This is a genomic window from Streptomyces ficellus (genome assembly GCF_030406405.1).
GTDB classification, from domain to species: domain Bacteria; phylum Actinomycetota; class Actinomycetes; order Streptomycetales; family Streptomycetaceae; genus Streptomyces; species Streptomyces ficellus_B.
Genome location: NZ_JAUEPL010000003.1, coordinates 124,409 through 145,302 on the forward strand (window position 1 = coordinate 124,409; position 20,894 = coordinate 145,302).

19 protein-coding genes and 1 tRNA gene are annotated in these 20,894 nt (G+C 71.8%); 7 read left to right on the top strand and 13 right to left on the bottom strand.

The window, feature by feature from the left end:
- Positions 1 to 105 precede the first annotated feature (105 nt).
- A complete protein-coding gene (locus QWM81_RS03295) occupies positions 106 to 915 on the top strand; it encodes a helix-turn-helix transcriptional regulator (RefSeq protein ID WP_290110047.1) in 810 nt (269 codons plus the stop codon).
- Here QWM81_RS03295 and tamR read toward each other — a convergent pair.
- Positions 874 to 1,371, bottom strand: a complete 498-nt coding sequence (gene tamR / locus QWM81_RS03300; protein WP_290109911.1) for a MarR family transcriptional regulator TamR — start codon at positions 1,369 to 1,371, stop codon at positions 874 to 876. The genes QWM81_RS03295 and tamR overlap by 42 nt on opposite strands.
- A 131-nt stretch (positions 1,372 to 1,502) precedes the next feature.
- On the opposite strand from tamR, the gene QWM81_RS03305 reads away from it, so the two are divergent.
- Positions 1,503 to 2,330: a trans-aconitate 2-methyltransferase gene (locus QWM81_RS03305; RefSeq protein WP_290109912.1), complete on the top strand. Its 828-nt coding sequence runs from the start codon at positions 1,503 to 1,505 to the stop codon at positions 2,328 to 2,330.
- 64 nt (positions 2,331 to 2,394) lie between these two features.
- Here the strand turns inward: QWM81_RS03305 and QWM81_RS03310 are convergent, their stop codons facing one another.
- Positions 2,395 to 3,072 carry a TetR/AcrR family transcriptional regulator gene (locus QWM81_RS03310; RefSeq protein ID WP_290109913.1) on the bottom strand — a complete coding sequence of 226 codons (678 nt, stop codon included), beginning with the start codon at positions 3,070 to 3,072 and terminating at the stop codon, positions 2,395 to 2,397.
- On the bottom strand, positions 3,069 to 4,061 hold the full coding sequence (locus QWM81_RS03315; RefSeq protein ID WP_290109914.1) for an acyl-CoA desaturase: 993 nt from the start codon (positions 4,059 to 4,061) through the stop codon (positions 3,069 to 3,071). Before QWM81_RS03315 ends, QWM81_RS03310 begins: the two co-directional genes overlap by 4 nt.
- A gap of 225 nt (positions 4,062 to 4,286) precedes the next feature.
- Between QWM81_RS03315 and ppc the strand changes: the two genes are divergently transcribed.
- Positions 4,287 to 7,016 carry a phosphoenolpyruvate carboxylase gene (gene ppc / locus QWM81_RS03320; protein WP_290109915.1) on the top strand — a complete coding sequence of 910 codons (2,730 nt, stop codon included), beginning with the start codon at positions 4,287 to 4,289 and terminating at the stop codon, positions 7,014 to 7,016.
- Between the two features lie 72 nt (positions 7,017 to 7,088).
- Here ppc and QWM81_RS03325 read toward each other — a convergent pair whose 3' ends face one another.
- From QWM81_RS03325 to QWM81_RS03360, 8 genes are all read right to left on the bottom strand, one after another.
- A complete protein-coding gene (locus QWM81_RS03325; protein ID WP_290109916.1) occupies positions 7,089 to 7,871 on the bottom strand; it encodes an LAVTG motif-containing sortase-dependent surface protein in 783 nt (260 codons plus the stop codon).
- Positions 7,872 to 8,093: 222 nt separating this feature from the next.
- Positions 8,094 to 8,561 carry a hypothetical protein gene (locus QWM81_RS03330; RefSeq protein WP_290109917.1) on the bottom strand — a complete coding sequence of 156 codons (468 nt, stop codon included), beginning with the start codon at positions 8,559 to 8,561 and terminating at the stop codon, positions 8,094 to 8,096.
- A 54-nt stretch (positions 8,562 to 8,615) separates the two neighbouring features.
- On the bottom strand, positions 8,616 to 9,212 hold the full coding sequence (gene pth, locus QWM81_RS03335) for an aminoacyl-tRNA hydrolase (protein WP_290109918.1): 597 nt from the start codon (positions 9,210 to 9,212) through the stop codon (positions 8,616 to 8,618).
- 88 nt (positions 9,213 to 9,300) lie between these two features.
- Positions 9,301 to 9,894: a 50S ribosomal protein L25/general stress protein Ctc gene (locus tag QWM81_RS03340; protein ID WP_290109919.1), complete on the bottom strand. Its 594-nt coding sequence runs from the start codon at positions 9,892 to 9,894 to the stop codon at positions 9,301 to 9,303.
- Positions 9,895 to 10,135: 241 nt separating this feature from the next.
- Positions 10,136 to 11,113, bottom strand: a complete 978-nt coding sequence (locus QWM81_RS03345) for a ribose-phosphate diphosphokinase (RefSeq protein WP_290109920.1) — start codon at positions 11,111 to 11,113, stop codon at positions 10,136 to 10,138.
- A gap of 109 nt (positions 11,114 to 11,222) precedes the next feature.
- Positions 11,223 to 12,674 (bottom strand): bifunctional UDP-N-acetylglucosamine diphosphorylase/glucosamine-1-phosphate N-acetyltransferase GlmU, encoded by a 1,452-nt coding sequence (gene glmU, locus QWM81_RS03350; RefSeq protein ID WP_290109921.1) that lies wholly within the window; start codon positions 12,672 to 12,674, stop codon positions 11,223 to 11,225.
- 109 nt (positions 12,675 to 12,783) lie between these two features.
- A tRNA-Gln gene (locus QWM81_RS03355) sits at positions 12,784 to 12,854 on the bottom strand.
- A gap of 6 nt (positions 12,855 to 12,860) precedes the next feature.
- Positions 12,861 to 13,733 (bottom strand): hypothetical protein, encoded by an 873-nt coding sequence (locus QWM81_RS03360; protein WP_290109922.1) that lies wholly within the window; start codon positions 13,731 to 13,733, stop codon positions 12,861 to 12,863.
- A 155-nt stretch (positions 13,734 to 13,888) separates the two neighbouring features.
- On the opposite strand from QWM81_RS03360, the gene QWM81_RS03365 reads away from it, so the two are divergent.
- The gene (locus tag QWM81_RS03365; protein WP_290109923.1) at positions 13,889 to 15,202 is read left to right on the top strand and encodes a sensor histidine kinase; all 1,314 of its coding nucleotides are present in this window, start codon (positions 13,889 to 13,891) and stop codon (positions 15,200 to 15,202) included.
- 140 nt (positions 15,203 to 15,342) lie between these two features.
- Here the strand turns inward: QWM81_RS03365 and QWM81_RS03370 are convergent, their stop codons facing one another.
- Together QWM81_RS03370 and QWM81_RS03375 are read right to left on the bottom strand one after the other, a co-directional pair.
- Complete coding sequence (locus tag QWM81_RS03370) at positions 15,343 to 15,831, bottom strand: SUKH-3 domain-containing protein (protein ID WP_290109924.1); 489 nt, start codon at positions 15,829 to 15,831, stop codon at positions 15,343 to 15,345.
- Between the two features lie 10 nt (positions 15,832 to 15,841).
- Positions 15,842 to 16,357, bottom strand: a complete 516-nt coding sequence (locus tag QWM81_RS03375) for a YwqJ-related putative deaminase (protein WP_290109925.1) — start codon at positions 16,355 to 16,357, stop codon at positions 15,842 to 15,844.
- A 228-nt stretch (positions 16,358 to 16,585) separates the two neighbouring features.
- On the opposite strand from QWM81_RS03375, the gene QWM81_RS03380 reads away from it, so the two are divergent.
- The 3 genes from QWM81_RS03380 to QWM81_RS03390 all read left to right on the top strand — a co-directional run bounded on the left by QWM81_RS03380 (position 16,586) and on the right by QWM81_RS03390 (position 20,894).
- Entirely contained in the window at positions 16,586 to 17,575 is a 990-nt protein-coding gene (locus QWM81_RS03380) for an SMI1/KNR4 family protein (protein ID WP_290109926.1), read from the top strand.
- 7 nt (positions 17,576 to 17,582) lie between these two features.
- Positions 17,583 to 19,916: an SUKH-4 family immunity protein gene (locus QWM81_RS03385; protein ID WP_290109927.1), complete on the top strand. Its 2,334-nt coding sequence runs from the start codon at positions 17,583 to 17,585 to the stop codon at positions 19,914 to 19,916.
- 114 nt (positions 19,917 to 20,030) lie between these two features.
- The gene (locus tag QWM81_RS03390) at positions 20,031 to 20,894 is read left to right on the top strand and encodes a cellulose-binding protein (protein ID WP_290109930.1); all 864 of its coding nucleotides are present in this window, start codon (positions 20,031 to 20,033) and stop codon (positions 20,892 to 20,894) included.

The following is a 20,894-nucleotide window of genomic DNA, read 5'->3' on the forward strand; positions in this document are numbered from 1 at the left end:
CGGGGGTAACAGTCACTGCACGGCGGCGGCCGCGCGACCACTGGACACCTCAACTCCGGGCGCCGTACCCGCAGCTGCTCCGCTTCTCGACACTTGGGGGTGTCAGTGGTCCGTATCCGGGTTCTGGTGGTGGACGACCACCGCATCTTCGCCGAATCGCTCGCCGCCGCTCTGGCGGCCGAGCCCGACGTGGATGTCGCGGCGGCCGGCAGCGGCCCCGCCGCGCTGCGCTGCCTGGACCGCGCGGCCGCCGAGGGCCGCCGGTTCGACGTGCTGCTGGTCGACGCCGACCTGGGCGCGGCGGCCACGCCCCCGCCCGCCCCGGGCACGCCGGCGGTCTCCGCGGTCACGCCTTCGGTGGTGGCGCCCCGCGCCGTGCCGGACGACGGCGAGGGCGCCGTGGACGGTATCTCGCTGGTGGCCGGGGTCCGCGAGGGCCGGCCCGAGGTGCGTACGGTCGTGCTGGCCGAGAAGGACGACGCGCGCCGGGCCGCGCTGGCCCTCCAGGCGGGGGCGTCCGGCTGGGTGGCCAAGGACTGCTCGCTGCAACGGCTGCTGACGGTGATACGGGGTGTACTGCGCGACGAGACCCATCTGCCGCCCGCGCTGCTCACCGGTGTGCTGCGGGAGCTGACGGCCGCGCGCAAGCACCGCACCGAGAGTGAACGGCTGGTGGAGTCGCTCACCCCGCGCGAGCGCGAGGTGCTGCGGTGCATGGTGGCGGGCCTGGGCCGCAAGGCGGTGGCGGAGCGGCTGTTCCTGTCCCCGCACACGGTCCGTACGCATATGCAGAACGTGCTGGGGAAGCTGGGCGTGCACTCCACGCTGGCGGCGGTGGCACTGGCCCGCCGGGCGGGTGTGGGGCCGGCCGAGTTAGCCGGGGATGTTGTCGAACGGGGCGGTCAGCTGGCGTAGCAGCGCGGCCAGTTCGGCGCGCTGCGCGCGGGACAGCTCGGCCAGGATGGCCCGCTCCTGGGCGAGGAGCCCGGCGAGGGCCTGGTCGGCCCGGTCGCGGCCCTCGGCGGTGAGGCGGACCAGGACGCCGCGCCGGTCGCTCGGGTCGGGCAGCCGTTCGACGAGACCCTTCTTGGCGAGCCGGTCGATGCGGTTGGTCATGGTGCCGGAGGTGACCAGCGTCTGGGTGAGCAGCTGGCCGGGGGAGAGCTGGTAGGGGGCGCCCGCGCGGCGCAGTGACGTCAGGACGTCGAACTCCCAGGGCTCCAGGTTGTGCTCGGAGAAGGCGAGCCGGCGGGCCCGGTCCAGATGCCGGGCCAGCCGTGAGACCCGGCTGAGCACCTCGAGCGGTTCCACGTCGAGGTCGGGGCGCTCACGGCGCCATGCAGCGACCAGTCGGTCGACCTCGTCCTCCATGGCGATCAGTGTAGGCGATCTGTCGACGTGAAGTCTCTTGACGTCAAGAAATACTCTCCTGGACCATTGGGCATGACGGGGCCGGGACACTCTTCCGCTTCCGTATGACGTTCCAGCAAGGGGGCTCGAACATGCATTCCGCGCCAACGTGGGATCCACAGCAGTACCTGCGCCACTCCTCACACCGCACACGCCCGTTCCTGGACCTGCTCGCTCGCATACCCGAGCTGCCCGCCACGGCGCAAGGGCGTCCTCCCCGTATCGCCGACCTCGGGTGCGGCCCGGGAAACGTCACCGCGCTGCTCGCCGAGCGCTGGCCGGACGCGCGCATCACCGGCTTCGACCTCTCACCCGAGATGCTGGAACAGGCCAAGAAGGACCACGCCGGCACCACCCCCGGCGGCGGCTGGCTCGACTTCCGGCCCGCCGACGCCGCGCACTGGACACCTGACGAGCCGTACGACCTGATCATTTCCAACGCGGCGCTCCAGTGGGTACCCAACCATCCCGAATCGCTGCCCGTCTGGACCGAGGGGCTGGTCCCCGGCGGCATCCTCGCCTTCCAGGTCCCCGGCAACTTCACCTCACCCAGCCACGCGATCCTCGGCGAGCTGTGCGAGTCGCCCCAGTGGCGCGCCCGCCTCGGTGGGCACGGCCACCGCTTCGTCCATATCCTCGATGCCGCCGACTACCTCACCCGCCTCTCCGACCTCGGCTGCACCGCCGATGTCTGGGAGACGGTCTACTCCCAGCTCCTCCAGGGCGAGGACCCCGTCCTGGACTGGGTGAAGGGCACCGCGCTGCGCCCGGTCCTCACCGTCCTGGACGGTGACGACGAGGCCGTCGCCGAGTTCCTGACCCAGTACCGCGACCTGCTGCGCAAGGCCTACCCGCCCGGCCCGTACGGCACGGTCTTCCCCTTCCGCCGCATCTTCGCGGTGGCGCGGAAGGGGGCGTGACACCGGTGCCGGGCAGAGGGGCGCGGCGGCCGGCCCACCGTGCCCCTCGCCTGCCCCCCCGGGGTCAGCTCTTGCGGTGCCCTATCAGGCGGGGCTTCGGCTCCAGGCCGTCCAGGCCGTGCCAGGCCAGGTTCACCAGATGGGCGGCGACCTCGGCCTTCTTCGGCTTACGGGCGTCCAGCCACCACTGACCGGTCAGGGCCACCATGCCCACCAGCGCCTGCGCGTAGAGCGGGGCGAGCTTCGGGTCGAAGCCACGGGCCTTGAACTCCAGGCCCAGGATGTCCTCCACCTGCGTGGCGATGTCGGAGATCAGCGACGCGAACGTGCCCGTCGACTGCGCGACCGGCGAGTCCCGGACCAGGATCCGGAAACCGTCCGTGTACGTCTCGATGTAGTCCAGCAGCGCGAAAGCGGCCTGTTCGAGCAGCTCGCGCGGATGCCCGGCGGTCAGGGCGCCGGTGACCATGTCGAGGAGCTGGCGCATCTCGCGGTCCACGACCACCGCGTACAGCCCCTCCTTGCCGCCGAAGTGCTCGTACACCACCGGCTTGGAGACCCCGGCCTTCGCGGCGATCTCCTCCACCGACGTGCCTTCGAAACCGCGCTGGGCGAAGAGGGTGCGGCCGATGTCGAGCAGTTGCTGGCGGCGCTCGGCGCCCGTCATGCGGACCCTGCGCCCCCGCCTGGGCTTGTCGCTGCTGCTGGTGCTACTGCCGTCGATCGCCACACCGTCCATCATGCCGCGTTCGCGGGCTGGTCCTGGCGCCGGGCTTCGATCCGGGACGCGCTCGGCCAGCGCACGTCGTACGCCCAGCCCAGCTTCTCGAACCAGCGGATCAGCCGGGCGCTGGAGTCGATCTGCCCCCGCATCACACCGTGACGCGCACTCGTCGGGTCCGCGTGGTGCAGGTTGTGCCAGGACTCGCCGCACGACAGCACCGCCAGCCACCACACGTTGCCGCTGCGGTCCCGTGACTTGAACGGGCGCTTGCCCACCGCGTGGCAGATCGAGTTGATCGACCACGTCACATGGTGCAGCAGCGCCACCCGCACCAGCGAGCCCCAGAAGAACGCCGTGAAGGCGCCCCACCAGGACATGGTCACCAGACCGCCCACCAGCGGCGGGATCGCCAGCGAGAGGACCGTCCAGCCGATGAACTGCCGCGAGATCGCCCGGATCGCCGGGTCCTTGATCAGATCCGGCGCGTACTTGGCCTGCGGGGTGCGCTCCTCGTCGAACATCCAGCCGATGTGCGCCCACCACAGGCCCTTCATCAGCGCCGGCAGGGTCTCGCCGAACCGCCACGGGGAGTGCGGGTCGCCCTCCGCGTCGGAGAACTTGTGGTGCTTGCGGTGGTCCGCCACCCAGCGCACCAGCGGCCCTTCCACGGCGAGCGACCCCATGACCGCCAGCGCGATCCGCAGCGGGCGCTTGGCCTTGAAGGAACCGTGCGTGAAGTACCGGTGGAAGCCGATCGTGATGCCGTGGCAGCCGATGTAGTACATCGCCACCAGCAGGCCCAGATCCAGCCAGCTCACGCCCCAGCCCCAGGCCAGCGGCACCGCCGCGAGGAGGGCGAGGAAGGGCACCGTGATGAACAGCAGCAGCGCGATCTGCTCGATCGAGCGCTTGCTGTCCCCGCCGAGTGTGGCGGGGGGCAGATCGGAGGAGGGTGAGGGAGAGGGCGCGGGATCCGTGGTGTGGAGCACGTCGGGGCTTGTTGTCATGGGGTCCCCAGGGGGTGAGGGATACAACGGAAGCCGTGGCGACGGTCCTGGCTACGGTTCCGTAACCTACGGCGACGTAAGTATGACAGCGCCCGGGCGGGCGGCAAGAGGGCTGTGGACAACGCCGCACACGGGGACACCTATCCTGGGTGTCGTCGGACAGCGCGGTCCGCAAGCCTCCAGTACCCCTCCAGACGTGCTCAAACACTGCAAGGAGCCGCACCTGTGAGCAGTGCCGACCAGACCACCACCGCCAGCGCCGAACTGCGCTCCGACATCCGCCGACTGGGCGATCTCCTGGGCGAGACGCTCGTACGGCAGGAAGGACCGGAGCTTCTCGAGCTCGTCGAGAAGGTCCGCCGCCTCACGCGCGAGAACGGCGAGGCCGCCGCCGAGCTGCTCGGCGACACCGACCTGGAGACCGCCGCCCGCCTGGTGCGCGCCTTCTCCACGTACTTCCACCTGGCCAACGTCACCGAGCAGGTCCACCGTGGCCGTGAGCTGCGCGAGAAGCGCGCCGCCGAGGGCGGCCTGCTGGCCCGCACCGCCGACATGCTCAAGGACGGCGACCCCGAGCACGTACGCGAGACGGTCAAGAACCTCAACGTCCGTCCCGTCTTCACCGCGCACCCCACCGAGGCGGCGCGGCGCTCCGTACTCAACAAGCTCCGCCACATCGCCGAGCTGCTGGAGACCCCGGTCATCGCCTCCGACCGGCGCCGCCACGACCTGCGCCTCGCCGAGCACATCGACCTGATCTGGCAGACCGACGAGCTGCGGGTCGTCCGCCCCGAACCGGCCGACGAGGCGCGCAACGCCATCTACTACCTGGACGAGCTGCACGCCGGCGCGGTCGGTGACGTCCTGGAGGACCTCGCCGCCGAGCTGGAGCGCGTCGGCGTCGAGCTGCCGCCCGGCACCCGGCCGCTCACCTTCGGCACCTGGATCGGCGGCGACCGGGACGGCAACCCCAACGTCACCCCGGACGTGACCCGCGAGGTGCTGATCCTCCAGCACGAGCACGGCATCACCGACGCCATCGAGCTCATCGACTACCTGCGGGGCCTGCTGTCCAACTCCATCCGGTACGCGGGCGCCACCCAGGAGCTCCTGGACTCCCTGAAGGAGGACCTGGAGCGCCTCCCGGAGATCAGCCCCCGCTACAAGCGCCTCAACGCCGAGGAGCCCTACCGCCTCAAGGCCACCTGCGTACGCCAGAAGCTGGTCAACACCCGCGAGCGCCTCGCCAAGGGCACGCCCCACGAGGAGGGCCGCGACTACCTCGGGACGGCCGGGCTCATCGAGGACCTGCGGCTGATCCAGACGTCCCTGCGCGAGCACCGCGGCCAGCTGTTCGCGGACGGCCGGATGGACCGCACCATCCGTACCCTGTCCGCCTTCGGCCTCCAGCTCGCCACCATGGACGTACGCGAGCACGCCGACGCCCACCACCACGCGCTCGGGCAGCTCTTCGACCGGCTCGGTGAGGAGTCCTGGCGGTACGCGGACATGCCGCGCGACTACCGGCGGAAGCTGCTCGCCAAGGAGCTGCGCTCCCGCCGCCCGCTCACGCCCCAGCCCGCCCCGCTCGACGCGGCCGGCACCAAGACCCTGGGCGTCTTCCTCACCATCAAGGACGCCCTGGAGCGCTTCGGGCCCGAGGTCGTCGAGTCCTACATCATCTCCATGTGCCAGGGCGCCGACGACGTCTTCGCGGCGGCCGTGCTGGCCCGCGAGGCGGGACTGCTCGACCTGCACGCCGGCTGGGCGAAGATCGGCATCGTGCCGCTGCTGGAGACGACGGACGAGCTGAGGGCCGCCGACGTCATCCTCGACGACATGCTCGCCGACCCCTCCTACCGGCGCCTGGTCTCCCTGCGGGGAGATGTGCAGGAGGTCATGCTCGGGTACTCCGACTCCTCCAAGTTCGGTGGCATCACCACCTCCCAGTGGGAGATCCACCGAGCCCAGCGCCGCCTGCGCGACGTCGCCCACCGCTACGGCGTGCGGCTGCGCCTCTTCCACGGCCGCGGCGGCACCGTCGGCCGCGGCGGCGGCCCCTCGCACGACGCGATCCTCGCCCAGCCCTGGGGCACCCTGGAGGGCGAGATCAAGGTCACCGAGCAGGGCGAGGTCATCTCCGACAAGTACCTGATCCCCTCCCTCGCCCGGGAGAACCTGGAGCTCACGGTCGCCGCCACCCTCCAGGCGTCCGCCCTGCACACCGCGCCCCGCCAGTCCGACGAGGCCCTCGCCCGCTGGGACGCGGCCATGGACACCGTCTCGGAGGCCGCCCACACCGCGTACCGCAGGCTGGTCGAGGACCCCGACCTGCCCGCCTACTTCTTCGCCTCCACCCCCGTCGACCAGCTCGCCGAGCTGCACCTGGGCTCCCGCCCCTCCCGCCGCCCCGACTCCGGCGCGGGCCTGGACGGGCTGCGGGCCATCCCGTGGGTGTTCGGCTGGACCCAGTCGCGGCAGATCGTGCCCGGCTGGTACGGCGTCGGCTCGGGCCTGAAGGCACTGCGCGAGGCGGGGCTGGACCCCGTGCTCGACGAGATGTACGGGCAGTGGCACTTCTTCCGCAACTTCATCTCCAACGTCGAGATGACGCTCGCCAAGACCGACCTGCGGATCGCCCGCCACTACGTCGAGACGCTGGTGCCGGAGAACCTGCGGCATGTGTTCGCCGACATCGAGGCCGAGCACGCGCTGACGGTCGCCGAGGTGCTGCGCGTGACGGGCGGTGAGAAGCTGCTCGACTCGAACCCGGTGCTCCAGCAGACCTTCGCCATCCGCGACGCCTACCTGGACCCCATCTCCTACCTCCAGGTCTCCCTGCTGGCCCGCCAGCGGACCGCCGCCGCGCGCGGTGAGGAGCCCGACCCGCTGCTCGCCCGGGCGCTGCTGCTGACGGTGAACGGCGTGGCGGCCGGCCTGCGCAACACCGGCTGACGCCCGCCCGGACGTGACGAAGGGGGGCGCCCGGGTTCACCGGGCGCCCCCCTCATGTCATGCCGTGCTACGTCAGCCCTGCTGGCCCTGCGCCTTGCGGCGGCGCATCACCAGGAAGCCACCGCCCGCGACCAGCGCGGCGGCGACGCCCGCCAGCACGCCCACGGGGGCACTGCTGCCGGTCTCGGCCAGGTCACCCTGGGCGTCCGGGTTGTTCGGGCTGTCCGGCGAAGCGGACGCGGCGGGTCCGGCGGCCGCGGGGGCGGTGGCGTCCGCCTGCGCGGGCTCCTCGGCGGGCTTGTCACCCGGCTGCTCGCCCGGCGTGTCGCCCGGCTTGTCCTCGGGCTTGTCACCCGGCGTGTCGCCCGGCTTGTCGGCGGGCTCGTCGCCCGGCTTGTCCCCGGGCTTGTCGCCGGGCTTGTCACCCGGCACGGAGTCCTCGGTCTCGCAGTCGGTCTTGAAGACCTTGTGCTTGGCCTTGCCGTTCTCGCCCTCCCAGTTCCAGAAGAGCTTGTACTGACCGTCGGGCAGGGTCATGTCCTCGGTGCGCCCGTGGCCCTTGGCGTCGAGGGCGAGCGAGCCGGACTCCACCGTCTCGCCCTTCGCGACGTCGTTATTGGCCCAGGCCTCGATGTGCCAGGTGACCTTCTGCCCGGCGTCGAAGTGGAAGGCGTCCAGGTAGAACTCGCAGACCTTCGGCTCGTTCTTCTTGAGCTCTTCGCCGGTCGTGGCGTTGTGGATCTTTACGGTGCCGTTGTCACCGTTGTTGCCTTTGGTGGCGTGCGCCGCGGGAGCGAGCAGGAGCGAGCAGGCCGTGGCCGCCACCATCGCGCTGGTGGCAGTGAGAATGCGCATGGGCAGTCCAACATGAGTAAGAGGGCCGTGGGGGGCGGCGGCTCAGCTTCCTGTGACCACGCCAGCCCGTCAAGTGACGTTGCGCCACATCCATGACGTGCGCTAGGACTTGCCCCATTGCTCCCGGATAACAATTGGGTGAATGCCAGGGCGCCCACCGGCCCAGTGTCCATCGCGGCGACCGGCTCACCACGCCCGTCGCGGCGCGCGTCAGCGTGCGCGTCACAGGGCGAAGAACGTTCCCACCAGCAACGCCCCGCCCACCGACGCCGACACCCACGCCAGCCGCGGCATCCGCATTCCGCCGCCGATCACCAGCCCCGCCAGCAGCAGCGCGCCGCCCAGCGGCAGCCACGCGTGCAGCCCGCCGGGCCAGCCCGTACGCACCAGCTCGGTCGTGTCCGGCTTCACCACCACCGGGTAACTCCCGCCCGTCCGCACCGCCACCGAGTGGCCGATCGTCATATCGGTGCGCGGCCCCGCCGGGCCCTCCGGGTCGTACCGCCCCGTACACACATCCGCCGAACACCCCGTGACCGTCAGCGTGCCGTGCTCGCGGCCCTTCGACAGCAGGACGTGCTGCGCCGTACCCCACGACGCCCAGGTGCCCGCCACCACCAGCAGCAGCGCGACCAGCGCCATGGCGGCGCTCCGGGCATAGGGAAGGGCTGAAGTCCGCTTCTTGCTCATGGGGCGCGATCCTCAGGGATAGCACCACGCCCGGTCAATCCCGATCGGAAACGGTCAAGAGTTGTACGCCGATTGCGCCCGCTCCAGGCCCTCCGTCACCAGGCACTCCACCGCGTCAGCAGCGCGGTCCACGAAGTAGTCCAGCTCCTTGCGCTCCGCCGACGAGAAGTCCTTCAGTACGAAGTCGGCCACCTGCATCCGGCCCGGCGGACGCCCGATCCCGAACCGCACCCGGTGGTAGTCGGGCCCCATCGCCTTCGTCATCGACTTCAGACCGTTGTGCCCGTTGTCGCCACCGCCCAGCTTCACCCGCAGCGTGCCGTAATCGATGTCCAGCTCGTCATGGACCGCCACGATGTGCGCCGTCGGCACCTTGTAGAAGTCGCGCAATGCGGTCACCGGTCCGCCCGACAGGTTCATGTACGACATCGGCTTCGCCAGGATCACCCGGCGGTTCGCCGGCCCCGGCGGACCGATCCGGCCCTCCACCACCTGCGCCTGCGCCTTCTGGGCGCGCTTGAACCTCGCCCCCATCCGCTCCGCGAGGAGGTCGGCCACCATGAACCCGACGTTGTGCCGGTTCGCGGCGTACTCAGGACCCGGGTTGCCCAGGCCCACGATCAGCCAGGGGGCGCTGGCGTCCGTCGTCATGCGGTCAGTCTCCTCGTACACGCACCGAACAGGGAAACGGGGTGGCGGGCCGCAGCCCGCCACCCCGTCAAGCAGAGCCCAGGACGGCTCAGACCTCGGCGGCCTGCTCGCCCTCGGCGCCCTCGGCGGCCGGCTCCTCGGCCTGCGCGGCCAGGACCTGGAGGACGACGGTGTCCTCCTCGACGGCGAGCGTGGTGCCCTTCGGCAGCGGGATGTCCTTCGCCAGGATGGACGCACCGGCCGCCAGGCCCTCGACGGAGACCGTCAGGCTCTCGGGGATGTGGGTCGCCTCGGTCTCGACCGGCAGCGCGTTGAGCACGTGCTCCAGCAGGTTGCCACCCGGGGCCAGCTCGCCCTCGGCGTGGACCGGGATCTCGACCGTGACCTTCTCGCCACGCTGGACCAGCTGCAGGTCGACGTGCTCCAGGAAGCCCTTCAGCGGGTCGCGCTGCACGGCCTTCGGGATCGCCAGCTCGGTGGACTTGCCGTCGATGTCCAGGGAGATCAGGACGTTCGGCGTACGCAGCGCCAGCAGCAGGTCGTGACCCGGCAGCGACAGGTGCAGCGGCTGCGAGCCGTGACCGTAGAGAACACCGGGAACCTGGTTCGCGCGGCGGATACGGCGGGCAGCGCCCTTGCCGAACTCGGTACGGGTCTCAGCGGTGAGCTTCACCTCGGACATATGCACTCCTCGTAAGTGACAGACGGATCAACGGTCGTGGTTACCCGGCCACGACTGGACTTGGCCTGCTACGAAGAGCGCGTCGATAACGGACCGCCGCACCGTGTATGGGTGCGGCCTCCCTCGCCGAGCAACTGCACCAGTCTAACCGAACACGAGAGGCCGCCCCGACCGTGCGGCCGGGGCGGCCTCTCGCGCTCGCTGTGGACAGCGCCTCGTGCGGGTCAGTGGCTTGTGCGGATCAGCCCTGCTCCTCGAAGAGGCTCGTGACCGAGCCGTCCTCGAAGACCTCGCGCACCGCGCGGGCGATCGTCGGTGCCATCGACAGCACCGTGATCTTGTCGAGCTCCAGCTCACCGGGGGTCGGCAGGGTGTTCGTCAGGACGAACTCGCTCACCTTGGAGTTCTTCAGACGGTCGGCCGCCGGACCCGACAGGATGCCGTGCGTCGCGGTGACGATGACATCCTCCGCGCCATTGGCGAACAGCGCCTCGGCCGCCGCGCAGATCGTGCCACCCGTGTCGATCATGTCGTCGACCAGCACACACACCCGGCCCTTGACCTCACCGACGACCTCGTGGACGGTCACCTGGTTCGCGACGTCCTTGTCACGGCGCTTGTGGACGATCGCCAGCGGCGCGTCCAGCCGGTCGCACCAGCGGTCGGCGACCCGCACCCGGCCCGCGTCGGGCGAGACCACCGTCAGCTTGTTCCGGTCGACCTTCGCGCCCACGTAGTCCGCCAGCACCGGCAGCGCCGACAGATGGTCCACCGGACCGTCGAAGAAGCCCTGGATCTGGTCCGTGTGCAGATCCACCGTGAGGATGCGGTCCGCACCTGCGCACTTCAGCAGATCCGCGATCAGACGGGCCGAGATCGGCTCACGGCCACGGTGCTTCTTGTCCTGCCGGGCATAGCCGTACGACGGGATGATCACGGTGATGCTCCGGGCCGAGGCCCGCTTCAGAGCATCGATCATGATCAGCTGCTCCATGATCCACTTGTTGATGGGAGCCGTGTGGCTCTGCATCAGGAAGCAGTCCGCGCCACGCGCCGACTCCTGGAAGCGGACGTAGATCTCACCGTTGGCGAAGTCGAAAGCCTTCGTCGGCACCAGGCCGACACCCAGCTGATGTGCGACCTCCTCGGCCAGCTCGGGGTGGGCGCGGCCGGAGAAGAGCATCAGCTTCTTCTCGCCGGTCGTCTTGATCCCGGTCACAGCACTGTCTCCTCAGACGTGTCCTCTGGCCGCGAGCCACTTTCGCGCGAACCAGCCGAATTTGTGTGCACGTATCACGGTACGCCGAGTTCGACGCACCCGTTTCCGGTCAGTCCTCGCCCGGAACCTGCTCCGAAGCCGCCGCGGCCGCCTGCGCGGCAGCGCTGCCAGGCCGCTTACGGGCCACCCAACCCTCGATATTCCGCTGCTGGCCACGGGCCACGGCCAGCGAACCGGGCGGCACGTCCTTGGTGATCACCGAGCCGGCGGCGGTGTAGGCGCCGTCCCCCACCGTGACAGGAGCCACAAACATGTTGTCCGAGCCCGTCTTGCAGTGCGACCCGATCGTCGTGTGGTGCTTCGTCTCACCGTCGTAGTTCACGAACACGCTGGCCGCACCGATGTTGGTGTACTCACCGATCGTCGCGTCACCCACGTACGACAGGTGCGGCACCTTCGTGCCCTCGCCGATCACGGCGTTCTTCATCTCCACGTACGTCCCCGCCTTGGCCTTCAGGCCCAGGCGCGTCCCCGGCCGCAGATACGCGTACGGACCCACCGCCGCCGCCTCGCCGATCTCGGCACCGTCCGCGACCGTGTTGTCCACCCGGGCGCCCCGGCCGACCTTCGTGTCGTTCAGCCGGCTGTTGGGACCCACCTCGGCGTCCTCGGCGATGTGCGTGGCACCCGTCAGCTGCGTATTCGGGTGCACCAGCACGTCACGCTCGAACGTCACCGTCACATCCACCAGCACCGACGAGGGATCGACCACCGTCACCCCCGCCATCATCGCCCGCTCCAGCAGCCGCGCGTTCAGCAGCGCACGGGCCTCGGCCAACTGCACGCGGTTGTTGATCCCCAGGATCTCCCGGTGGTCCGACGCCACCGACGCCCCCACCCGGTGCCCGGCCTCCCGCAGAATCCCCAGCACGTCCGTGAGGTACTCCTCACCCTGGCTGTTGTCCGTCCGCACCTTGCCCAGCGCCTCCGCCAGCAACTGCCCGTCGAACGCGAACACCCCGGAGTTGATCTCCTTGATCGCGCGCTGCGCCTCGGTGGCGTCCTTGTGCTCCACGATCGCCCTCACGGCACCGGTCCCCGGATCGCGCACGATCCGCCCGTACCCCGTGGAGTCCGGAACCTCGGCGGTCAGCACGGTCACGGCGTTGCCGTCGGCGGCGTGCGTCCCGGCGAGCGCGGCCAGCGTCCCGCCCGACAGCAGCGGGGTGTCACCGCACACGACGACCACCGTGCCGTCGAGCGCCTCCGGCCCCAGCTCCTCCAGCGCCATGCGCACGGCATGACCGGTGCCGTTCTGCTCGTACTGCACGGCGGTACGGGTGCCGGCGTAGTGCTCGTCAAGATGCGCGGTGACCTGCTCGCGGGCGTGCCCGACGACCACGCACAGGTGGGCGGGATCCAGCTCGCGCGCCGCGGAGACGACGTGTCCGACGAGCGAGCGCCCGCAGATCTGATGCAGGACCTTGGGGGTCTTCGACTTCATGCGGGTGCCCTCACCCGCTGCGAGGACGACGACGGCTGCCGGGCGGTTGGCGCTCACGGGAATGCCCTTCGGCTTCGGGTGGTGGACACCCGCAGGATACCGGGGGGTTTCGGAGCGGAAATGAGGGCGGGTCCTGACGGTTAGGTCAGGACCCGAACTTTCGAAGCTCCCGGGGGAGGACTCGAACCCCCATGATCAGAACCAAAATCTGACGTCTTGCCCTTAGACGACCCGGGATGGGCTTTATGTCCGATTCCCTGATCCGGGTGCGGACGCAGCCCCTACTATGCCGTACCAGCAGCCTTCGATGCGACGGTAGAGATCGACGCTTTGGACGACGCGAATGGCGAGACAGCCGTGATAGTCCGGTCCGACGTTCTTCCGGTTGGTCTTGGGGTTGTGCTTCTTGAGCGTCGTCCGGCCCAGTGCGGACACCTCCTCGCCGACGATGTGCGCCCAGAAGTCCTCCGCCTTGCTGACGTCGGCGGATTCGTGCACGTGTACGTGGTAGCGCAACTGCTCTCTCCGTACACCGAGAAGGCGCAGCCAGGATAGGAAGACCCTGATCATGTCGGGGTCGCTGTTGATAAAGGTGACCCGCTCCTGCGGGCGATGCGCCTTGGACTTGGTGCCCTCGGCCCAATAGAGGGCCGTGCCGACCAGCAGTAGTTCGCGGTCCGTCATGTCGCCGACCGCCTTCGCGGCTGCCGTCTTGGCCTCCTGCCGTTCGGCTTCCCGCCGCTGCAGCGTGGGCTCCCACCCCTTCTTGGCAATGGCTGAGGCCTGCTCGCGGCTGCGCCTGCACTCCGGCTTCGGCAAGTCCCGCACCCACAGCGAGATGGAGCTCTTCGAGCAGCCCAGCTCGACCTGGATCCGGTCGTAGGTCATGCCCTGGAGGCGCAGCTCGCGGGCGCGGGCCCGGAGGTCGTCCTTGGCGCGGGGGCGTTTGGTCCACTCCGGTGGGGGCTCGCCCTCCAGGAGGCGGTTGAGGATGTCGTTGTTGTCGACCCGCAGGCGGTCGCGGATCTGGCGGCGGCTGAGGCCCTGCCTGCGCAGGGTGATGGCCTGCTGGCGCAGGTTCTCGAAGTCGGCGTATTTGTCGGTGGCAGTTGTCACATGGACAGGTTCGTCCGGAATGCGGACCTCCGGGTCGAATGCGCGGTCGATTCACATGTTCGAGGGATCAACGTGTGTTTCGGCTGCGGATCGTCCCGGTCTGTGCTGCTGGGCTCCCCCGAAAATGAGTCGCGGCCGCCCGTAGGCTGGAAGACATGACCACAACGGGGGCACATCAGGACGCTGCGGGCGCGGTCGCTCGTGGCTGGTGGTGGTGGGGGCGGCGGCGTAGTGCCGTGCTGGATGTGGCGCTCGGGGGCGTGTCGGCCCTGGAGTGCGCGGTCGAGGGTGTGGGGTTCGCGGAGCGGGCCGGGTTGCCCGTGGCCGTGGGGTTGCTGTTCGGGCTGGTGGCGGGGGCCACGCTGGTCCTGCGCAGACGCTGGCCCATCGCCGTGGTGCTGGTGTCCATCGCGATCACGCCCGCCGAGATGGGCATCCTCATGGGCATCGTCGGGCTCTACACGCTCGCCGCGTCCGAGGTGCCACGGCGGATCATCGGGCTGCTGGCGGGGATGTCGCTGGTCGCGGTGCTGATCGTGACGTTCGTGCGGGTGCGGCAGGACATCGCGTCGGCCGACTTCGACCCGGGCCCCTGGTACGTGCCGCTCATGGCGGTCTTCATCTCGCTGGGTATGAACGCCCCGCCGGTGCTGTTCGGCCTCTACATAGGGGCCCGGCGGCGGCTGATGGAGAGCCTGCGGGAGCGGGCCGACAGCCTGGAGCAGGAGCTGTCGCTGCTGGCGGACCGGGCGGAGCAGCGGGCGCAGATGGCGCGTACGGAGGAGCGGACGCGGATCGCGCGGGAGATGCATGACGTGGTGGCGCACCGGGTGAGCCTGATGGTGGTGCACGCGGCGGCGCTACAGGCGGTGGCGCTGAAGGATCCGCAGAAGGCGGCGAAGAACGCGGCGCTGGTCGGGGACATGGGGCGGCAGGCGCTGACGGAGCTGCGGGAGATGCTGGGGGTGCTGCGTACGGGGGAGTCGCAGCCGGTGGCGCGGGCGTCCGTGCCTCTGGCGGCGGTGGGACGGGCCGCCGCGGCGGCGGCTTTCGCGGCGGAGGCGGAGGACGGGCCGTGTCTGGACCGGCTGGAGGAACTGGTGGAGCAGTCGCGGCAGGCCGGGATGGTGGTGGAGCTGCGGGTGACCGGGGAGGCGCGGGCGTACGGGCCGGAGGTGGAGCAGACGGCGTACCGGGTGGTGCAGGAGGGGCTGACGAACGTCCACAAGCACGCGGCGGGCGCGAAGGTGGTCGTCCGGCTGGCGCACCGGGGCGATGAGGTGGCGATGCAGGTGGAGAACGGCCCCTCGGACGGTGCGGCGGCCGATGCGGGCCTGCCGAGCGGGGGCAACGGTCTGGTGGGCATGCGGGAGCGGGTGACGGCGCTGGGCGGGGTGTTCGTGTCGGGGCCGACGGACGAGGGAGGTTTCCGGGTGTCGGCGGTGTTGCCGGTTTCGCCGGGGGCGTGAGGGTCAGCGGGGAGGCTGGCGGTGTTGCCGGTTTCGCCGGGGCGTGAGGTCGGGGTGAGGTGGGTGGTGTTGCTGGTTTCGCCGGGGCGTGAGGGCCCGGGGGAGGTGCGCGGTGTTGCCGGTTTCGCCGGGGCGTGAGGTCACGGTGAGGTGAGGCGGGCCGGCTGGGTGCCGGTGATGAGGGCCGCCAGGGCGTGGTCGACGTCGGGGCCGAGGTACCAGTCACCGGTGTGGTCGAGGCTGTAGACGCGTCCTTCGGCGTCGATGGCGAGGACGGCCCGGTTATCGGCCTCCTCGCCGAGGGGGGCCAGCTCGGTTTCCAGGGCCCGGCCGAGATCGGCGAGGCTGCGGGCGTGGTGCAGGCCGGCGAGCGGGTCGACGTGTACGGGCGCGGGGGCGATCTGGCGGCCGGGGCCGGGGGCGGTGATGTGGAGGCCGCCGAATTCGGCCCAGGCCTCGACGGCGGCGGGGAAGACGCTGTGCCGGTGGCCGGCGGGGGAGACGTACGCACGCAGGGCGTCGGCCCACTGTTCGGCCTGCTTGATGTCCCAGCGGCCGGGCTGCCAGCCCGCTTCCCTCAGGGCGGCGTCGACGGCGACGGGGAAGCGGGTGGTGTTGAGGTCGGGCATGTGCGTGCGGTCAGCCGTTCTGGGGGGTGGTGGGGTCGACGGGGCGTACGCCGAAGTGGGCGAGGAGCGCCGCGCAGGAGCGGCAGGGTGCGGCGTAGCTGCCGTGCAGGGGGTCGCCGTCCTCGCGGATGCGGCGGCTGGTGATCTTGGCGTGTTTGAGGGAGCGGCGGGCCTCGCCCTGGCTGAGGGGTTTGCGCCGGGCGCGTTTGGAGCGGCCCGCCTCGGTGGCCGTGAGGTGGCGGGAGAGCAGGATCGCCTCGGGGCAGCGGCCGGTGAAACGCTCGCGCTGGCCGCTGGTGAGGGTGTCGAGGAAGTCCTGGACGAGGGGGTGCAGCGCGGGCGGCCGGTCGCCGCGGCCGGCGGTGCACGTAAGGGTCTCGCCGCGTACGGAGAGTGCCGCTCCGACGGTGGGCAGGATGCCGTCGCGGCGGTGGCGCAGGGTGGGGGCCTGGTCCGGGCCGGTGCTGCTCCAGCTGAGGCGCGGGTCGCCCGACGCGGGCGTTGTGCCTGGCTGTGGTGCGTGCATGATGCGTGTCGTCCCCTCTGCAATCCCCCGAGTTGCGGGGAACAGCCTGCCAAATGGGTGAGCTGATGGGGAAGCTGGGGCGCTGAATCGTGTGATGGGTGTGTCGTGTGATCGTCGGTGGGTCATCCGATTGTGACGGTTGGTCACCGCGGCGGAGGGCGGGTTCCCCCTGTCGGCCCACCGCATAGGCTGTGCGCAACCAGCCAGCAGCAGCAGGGGGCAACCGCCATGACGACAGGTCGGCTCGGGCAGCAAGCCGCGCCAGCCGCGCCACCGAACGCGGCGTACGCCGGGCAGGTCGTGCACTTCCCGGATCCGGTCCGGGCCGCCCGGCACCCCGGCGGGGTGCGGGTGGACGAGAACGGCCATCCGAACTTCTCTCCGTACGCCCGCGCGGCCGCGGAGATCGCGGAGCCGCCGGAGGGTTTCGGTGTGGACGAGCTGCGGCTGACGGACTACGTGTCGGCGAACGCCGCGCTGGCCGCGTCGGGGCACGAGCTGTGGGACACGATCCCGCCGGTGGCGACGCCGCACGGCTGGACGTGGCACCACGTGGCCGGTACGCGCCGGATGCAGCTGGTGCCGGTCGAGGTGAAGGCGCTGCTGCGGCACCACGGCGGGCTGGCGACGGCGGCCGTGGACCAGTCCAAGCGCGGTACGCGGCCGTTGCAGGAGACCCGGCCTGCGCACTTCGGGCTGCCGAAGGGTTCCCTGTCGGTGACGGAGGCGCAGCTCCAGGGGGTGGAGGAGGACCTCGGCTACCGGCTGCCGGGTGCGTACCGGTCGTTCCTGAAGGCGGCGGGCGGTTGCGCTCCGGTGGGCGCGGCGCTGGACGCGGAGCTGGGGCTGCTGGTCGACCAGCCGTTCTTCACGGTGCGTGACGAGGCGGCGGTCAATGACCTGGTGTACGTCAACAAGTGCCTGCGCGACCATCTGACGAAGGATTACCTCGGGGTCGGTTTCGTCCAGGGCGGTCTGCTCGCGGTGAAGGTGCGGGGCGGCGGCGACGTCGGCTCGGTGTGGTTCTGCGCGTACGACGACGCCCGTGACCAGGACGGCTGGACGGTGCGGGAGCGGGTGGAGCGGCTGCTGCTGCCGTGCGGGGCGGACTTCGACGCGTTCCTCCAGCGGCTGGCGGGCAATCCGCCGGAGCTGGAGACGGTGGCGAACCTGATGGTGGACGGCGGCTTCGCGCGGGCCGTCCCGGTGGGGGAGTGAGCTTTCGATGGTGACCTTCGCGCAGGCGCAGGAGCGCGCGGAAGAGTGGGTCAACGGCGACGTGCCCGCGTACCAGCACCGTGAGGTGCGGGTACGGGAGTTCGAGCTGGGGTTCGTGGTGTGGGCGGAGGACCGGGACGGGGTTGCCGCGTCGGACGGCGGGCGTCAGCGGCTGGTGATCGCCCGGGACAGCGGCGAGGCCACGCTGTGGCCGGGGCTGCCGGTGGGCGAGGTGATCCGCCGGTACGAAGAGGAGTACGGCGCCGCCGGCAGCGCTCCGGCGCCCGCTGCGGCGCCGCCGGAGCGGATCGACCTGAACCAGACGTCGTTCCTGCTGAGCCCGCCGGAGTGGCTCCAGGACGCGGCGGACAAGCTGGGTATTCCGGACCGGCGGGCCGGTGTGGGTGCGGGTGCTGGTGCTGGTGCTGGTGTGGGTGCGGGTGCTGGTGCGGGTGCGGGTGCTGGTGTGGGTGCCGCGGCTTCCGTTTCCGTGGACGCCGCGCCCGCCGGTTCGTCGACGTCCGGGCGCGGGTCGCACGTCGAGGGCGGCGCCTGGCCGGCCCCCGGCGACTACGAGCCGACCGCGCAGGACGGGCTGCCCGCCTCCGCGCCGTGGAGCGACGTCAACGCGCCGGGCGGCCGCCGTGACGGTGACGACGACGGTTCGGTGCCGCTGCCCGCGACGGTGTTCGCCCCGCCGCTGTCCGGCTCGGACGACGACGACACACCGCCGCCCGCGGTGGGCGCGGACGCCCCGACCGCGCTGATGGCGGGCGGCAGCCAGTTGCCGCGCACCTCGGTCGCGCCCGCCGTGGACCCGCAGGGTTCGTCGGCGGGGGACATCGCGGACGCCGCCACCAGCAAGGCCACCGCGCCGCCGCGTGGCGCGCGCCCGCCGCGCGGGGCAGGGCCGACGACCCCGCCGCCGCCCGGTGCGCCGGGCACTCCCGGGGCACGGCCGCCCGCGTCCGGCCCGGGTGCTCCCGGGGCGCCCGCCGGGGGCTACGTACCGACGCAGCTGGTGTCGCAGCTGGGCCCCGAGGGCCCGCAGCCTCCCGGTCCCCCCGGCCCGCCGGGGCCCCCTCCGCCGCCTCCGGGCGCGACGCCGCCTCCGGCGCCTCCCGGGCCTCCCGGTGGCGGGGTGCACCATGCGGCGACGATGCTGGCGCAGCCGGGGCCGGGTGGTCCCGGTACGCCGCCGCCCCCGGGCCCGCCCGGCCCGCCCGGTCCGCCCGGGCCTCCCGGTGGTGGGGTGCACCACGCTGCGACGATGCTGGCGCAGCCGGGGCCCGGGGGCCCCGTTCCGCCGGGCCCGCCGCCGCCCGCGTACGGCTATCCGCAGCAGCCGCAGCCGCAGCCGACCGGTCTGCCGACCGTCGGCCCCGGCTACCAGGCCGTGCTGCGCTACCGCGCGCCCGACGGCTCGGAGGCGCAGCTGATCCGCCGCTCCGCGCCCGGTACGCCGCACCCGGAGTGGCAGATCCTGCACGAGCTGCGCGCCATGAACGTGCCGCCGCAGCAGGTGCTGGAGCTGCACACCGAACTGGAGTCGTGCGAGCTGCCCGGCGGCTACTGCGCCCGGATGATCCGCGAGACGTGGCCGCAGGCGCGGATCACCTCGATCGCCCCGTACGGGCGTGACCACGCGAGCCGCCAGCAGGGCATGCGGCAACTCCTCGCCCACCAGGCCGAGTTGCACCAGGTCGCGGACGGGCCGGCGCGTCCCGCGCCGGTACGCGCCCCGCTGCCGCCGGTGCAGCCCGCGCCGCCGATCCCGCCGGAGGGCATCGCGCAGGAGCTGGCCGGGGCGTTCGGGCCGCAGGGCATCTGCCGGTTCGACCAGCGGGCGGTGTCGCGGCAGGGCGTACCGGAGCTGGTGGCGCGCACGCTCGTGTGGGCGGGCCTGCCGGCGGACTTCGGGCCGTTCTTCTGGGCGCAGCCGGCCCAGCCGGTCGTGCCGACGCTGGCCGAGCTGGCGGCGCAGCGGCAGGTGCGGCCGGCGTCCGACGCGGGTTCGTACCTGGTGATCGGTTCCGACTTCGGGCGGGCGATCTGCGTGCAGTACGGTACGGCGCACATCGTCGCCGTACCGGTGGAGGCGGGTCCGGGCGGTCAGCCGCACGCGCCGCAGTTCGTCAACAGCGGGCTGCCGGAGTTCACCCGGTGCCTGGCGCTGCTGGGGCGGATGTGGCGGCTGCGGTTCGGGCTGACGCCGGAGCAGGCCGGCCGCTGGACGGTGGACTTCCAGGCGCAGTTGGCGATGCTGGACCCGGCGGCGCTGTCGTCGCCGGAGAGCTGGTGGTCGGTGCTGCTGGAGCAGATGTGGGACGGACTGCTCTGAGCGTGCGGTGACGTGGGGGGCGCCCGTCCGGAAACGGATGGGTGCCCCCTTTTCTCGCGTACGGGTTGTTGCATCCTGCATCCTGCATCCTGGATCGGGGAAAGGGGCGTCAGGATGAGCGGTTTCGATGTCGTATGGGGCCGTGGTTACCGCACCGAGCAGGTGGACCGTGCCGTCGCCCGCCTGGAGGCGGAGCGGGACGCCGCGCGGCGGCGGGCGGGTGAGCTGACGGTTCGCGCCGAGGAGCTGGCGGCGGAGGCGGCGCGGCTGCGGGAGTTCGTCGCCGAGCTGCCGCCGCAGCGGTACGAGACGCTGGGCCGCCGCGCGCAGGAGGTCCTGGCGCTCGCGGAGGAGGAGGCCGAGGCGCTGCGGGCGGACGTCGTGGCCGAGGCGCGGCGCCTGGCCGACGAGGCGGACGCGGCGGCCCAGCGGGTGCGGGACGCGGCGGGTGAGGCGGCGGACGCGGTACGGAGCCGGGCCGAGGCGCGGGCGGAGGAGACGCTCCAGGCGGCGCGGCGCACGGCCGGGGAGACGCGGGCGGAGGCGCTCGCGGAGGCCGAGGAGCGGCGCGGTGAGGGGCTGGCCGCGCTGCGCGAGGCACGGGAGCGGGCGGAGCGGGTGCTCGCCGCCCAGGAGGCCGGGCACGCCGAGCGGTGGCAGGCGCACGAGCGGGAAGCGGCCGCGCGCGAGGCGGAGCTTGCGGCGCGGCACGAGGAGCTGATCGGGGCGGCCCAGGCGCGGCTGACGGCGGCGGAACGGGCGCTGGCGGAGGCGGCGGAGCAGGCGCGGCACGGCCAGGAGGAGGCGGAGGCGCGGGCCGAGGCGCTGCTGGCCCAGGCGCGGCTGCGGGTGGAGCGGCTGGAGCGGGAGACGGAGCGGCTGCTGCGGGAGCACGAGGCGGCGCGCGAGGAGGTCCGGGCCCATATGGCGCACGTACGCAGCAGCCTGGCGGCCCTGACGGGCCGGGTGGCCGACTGA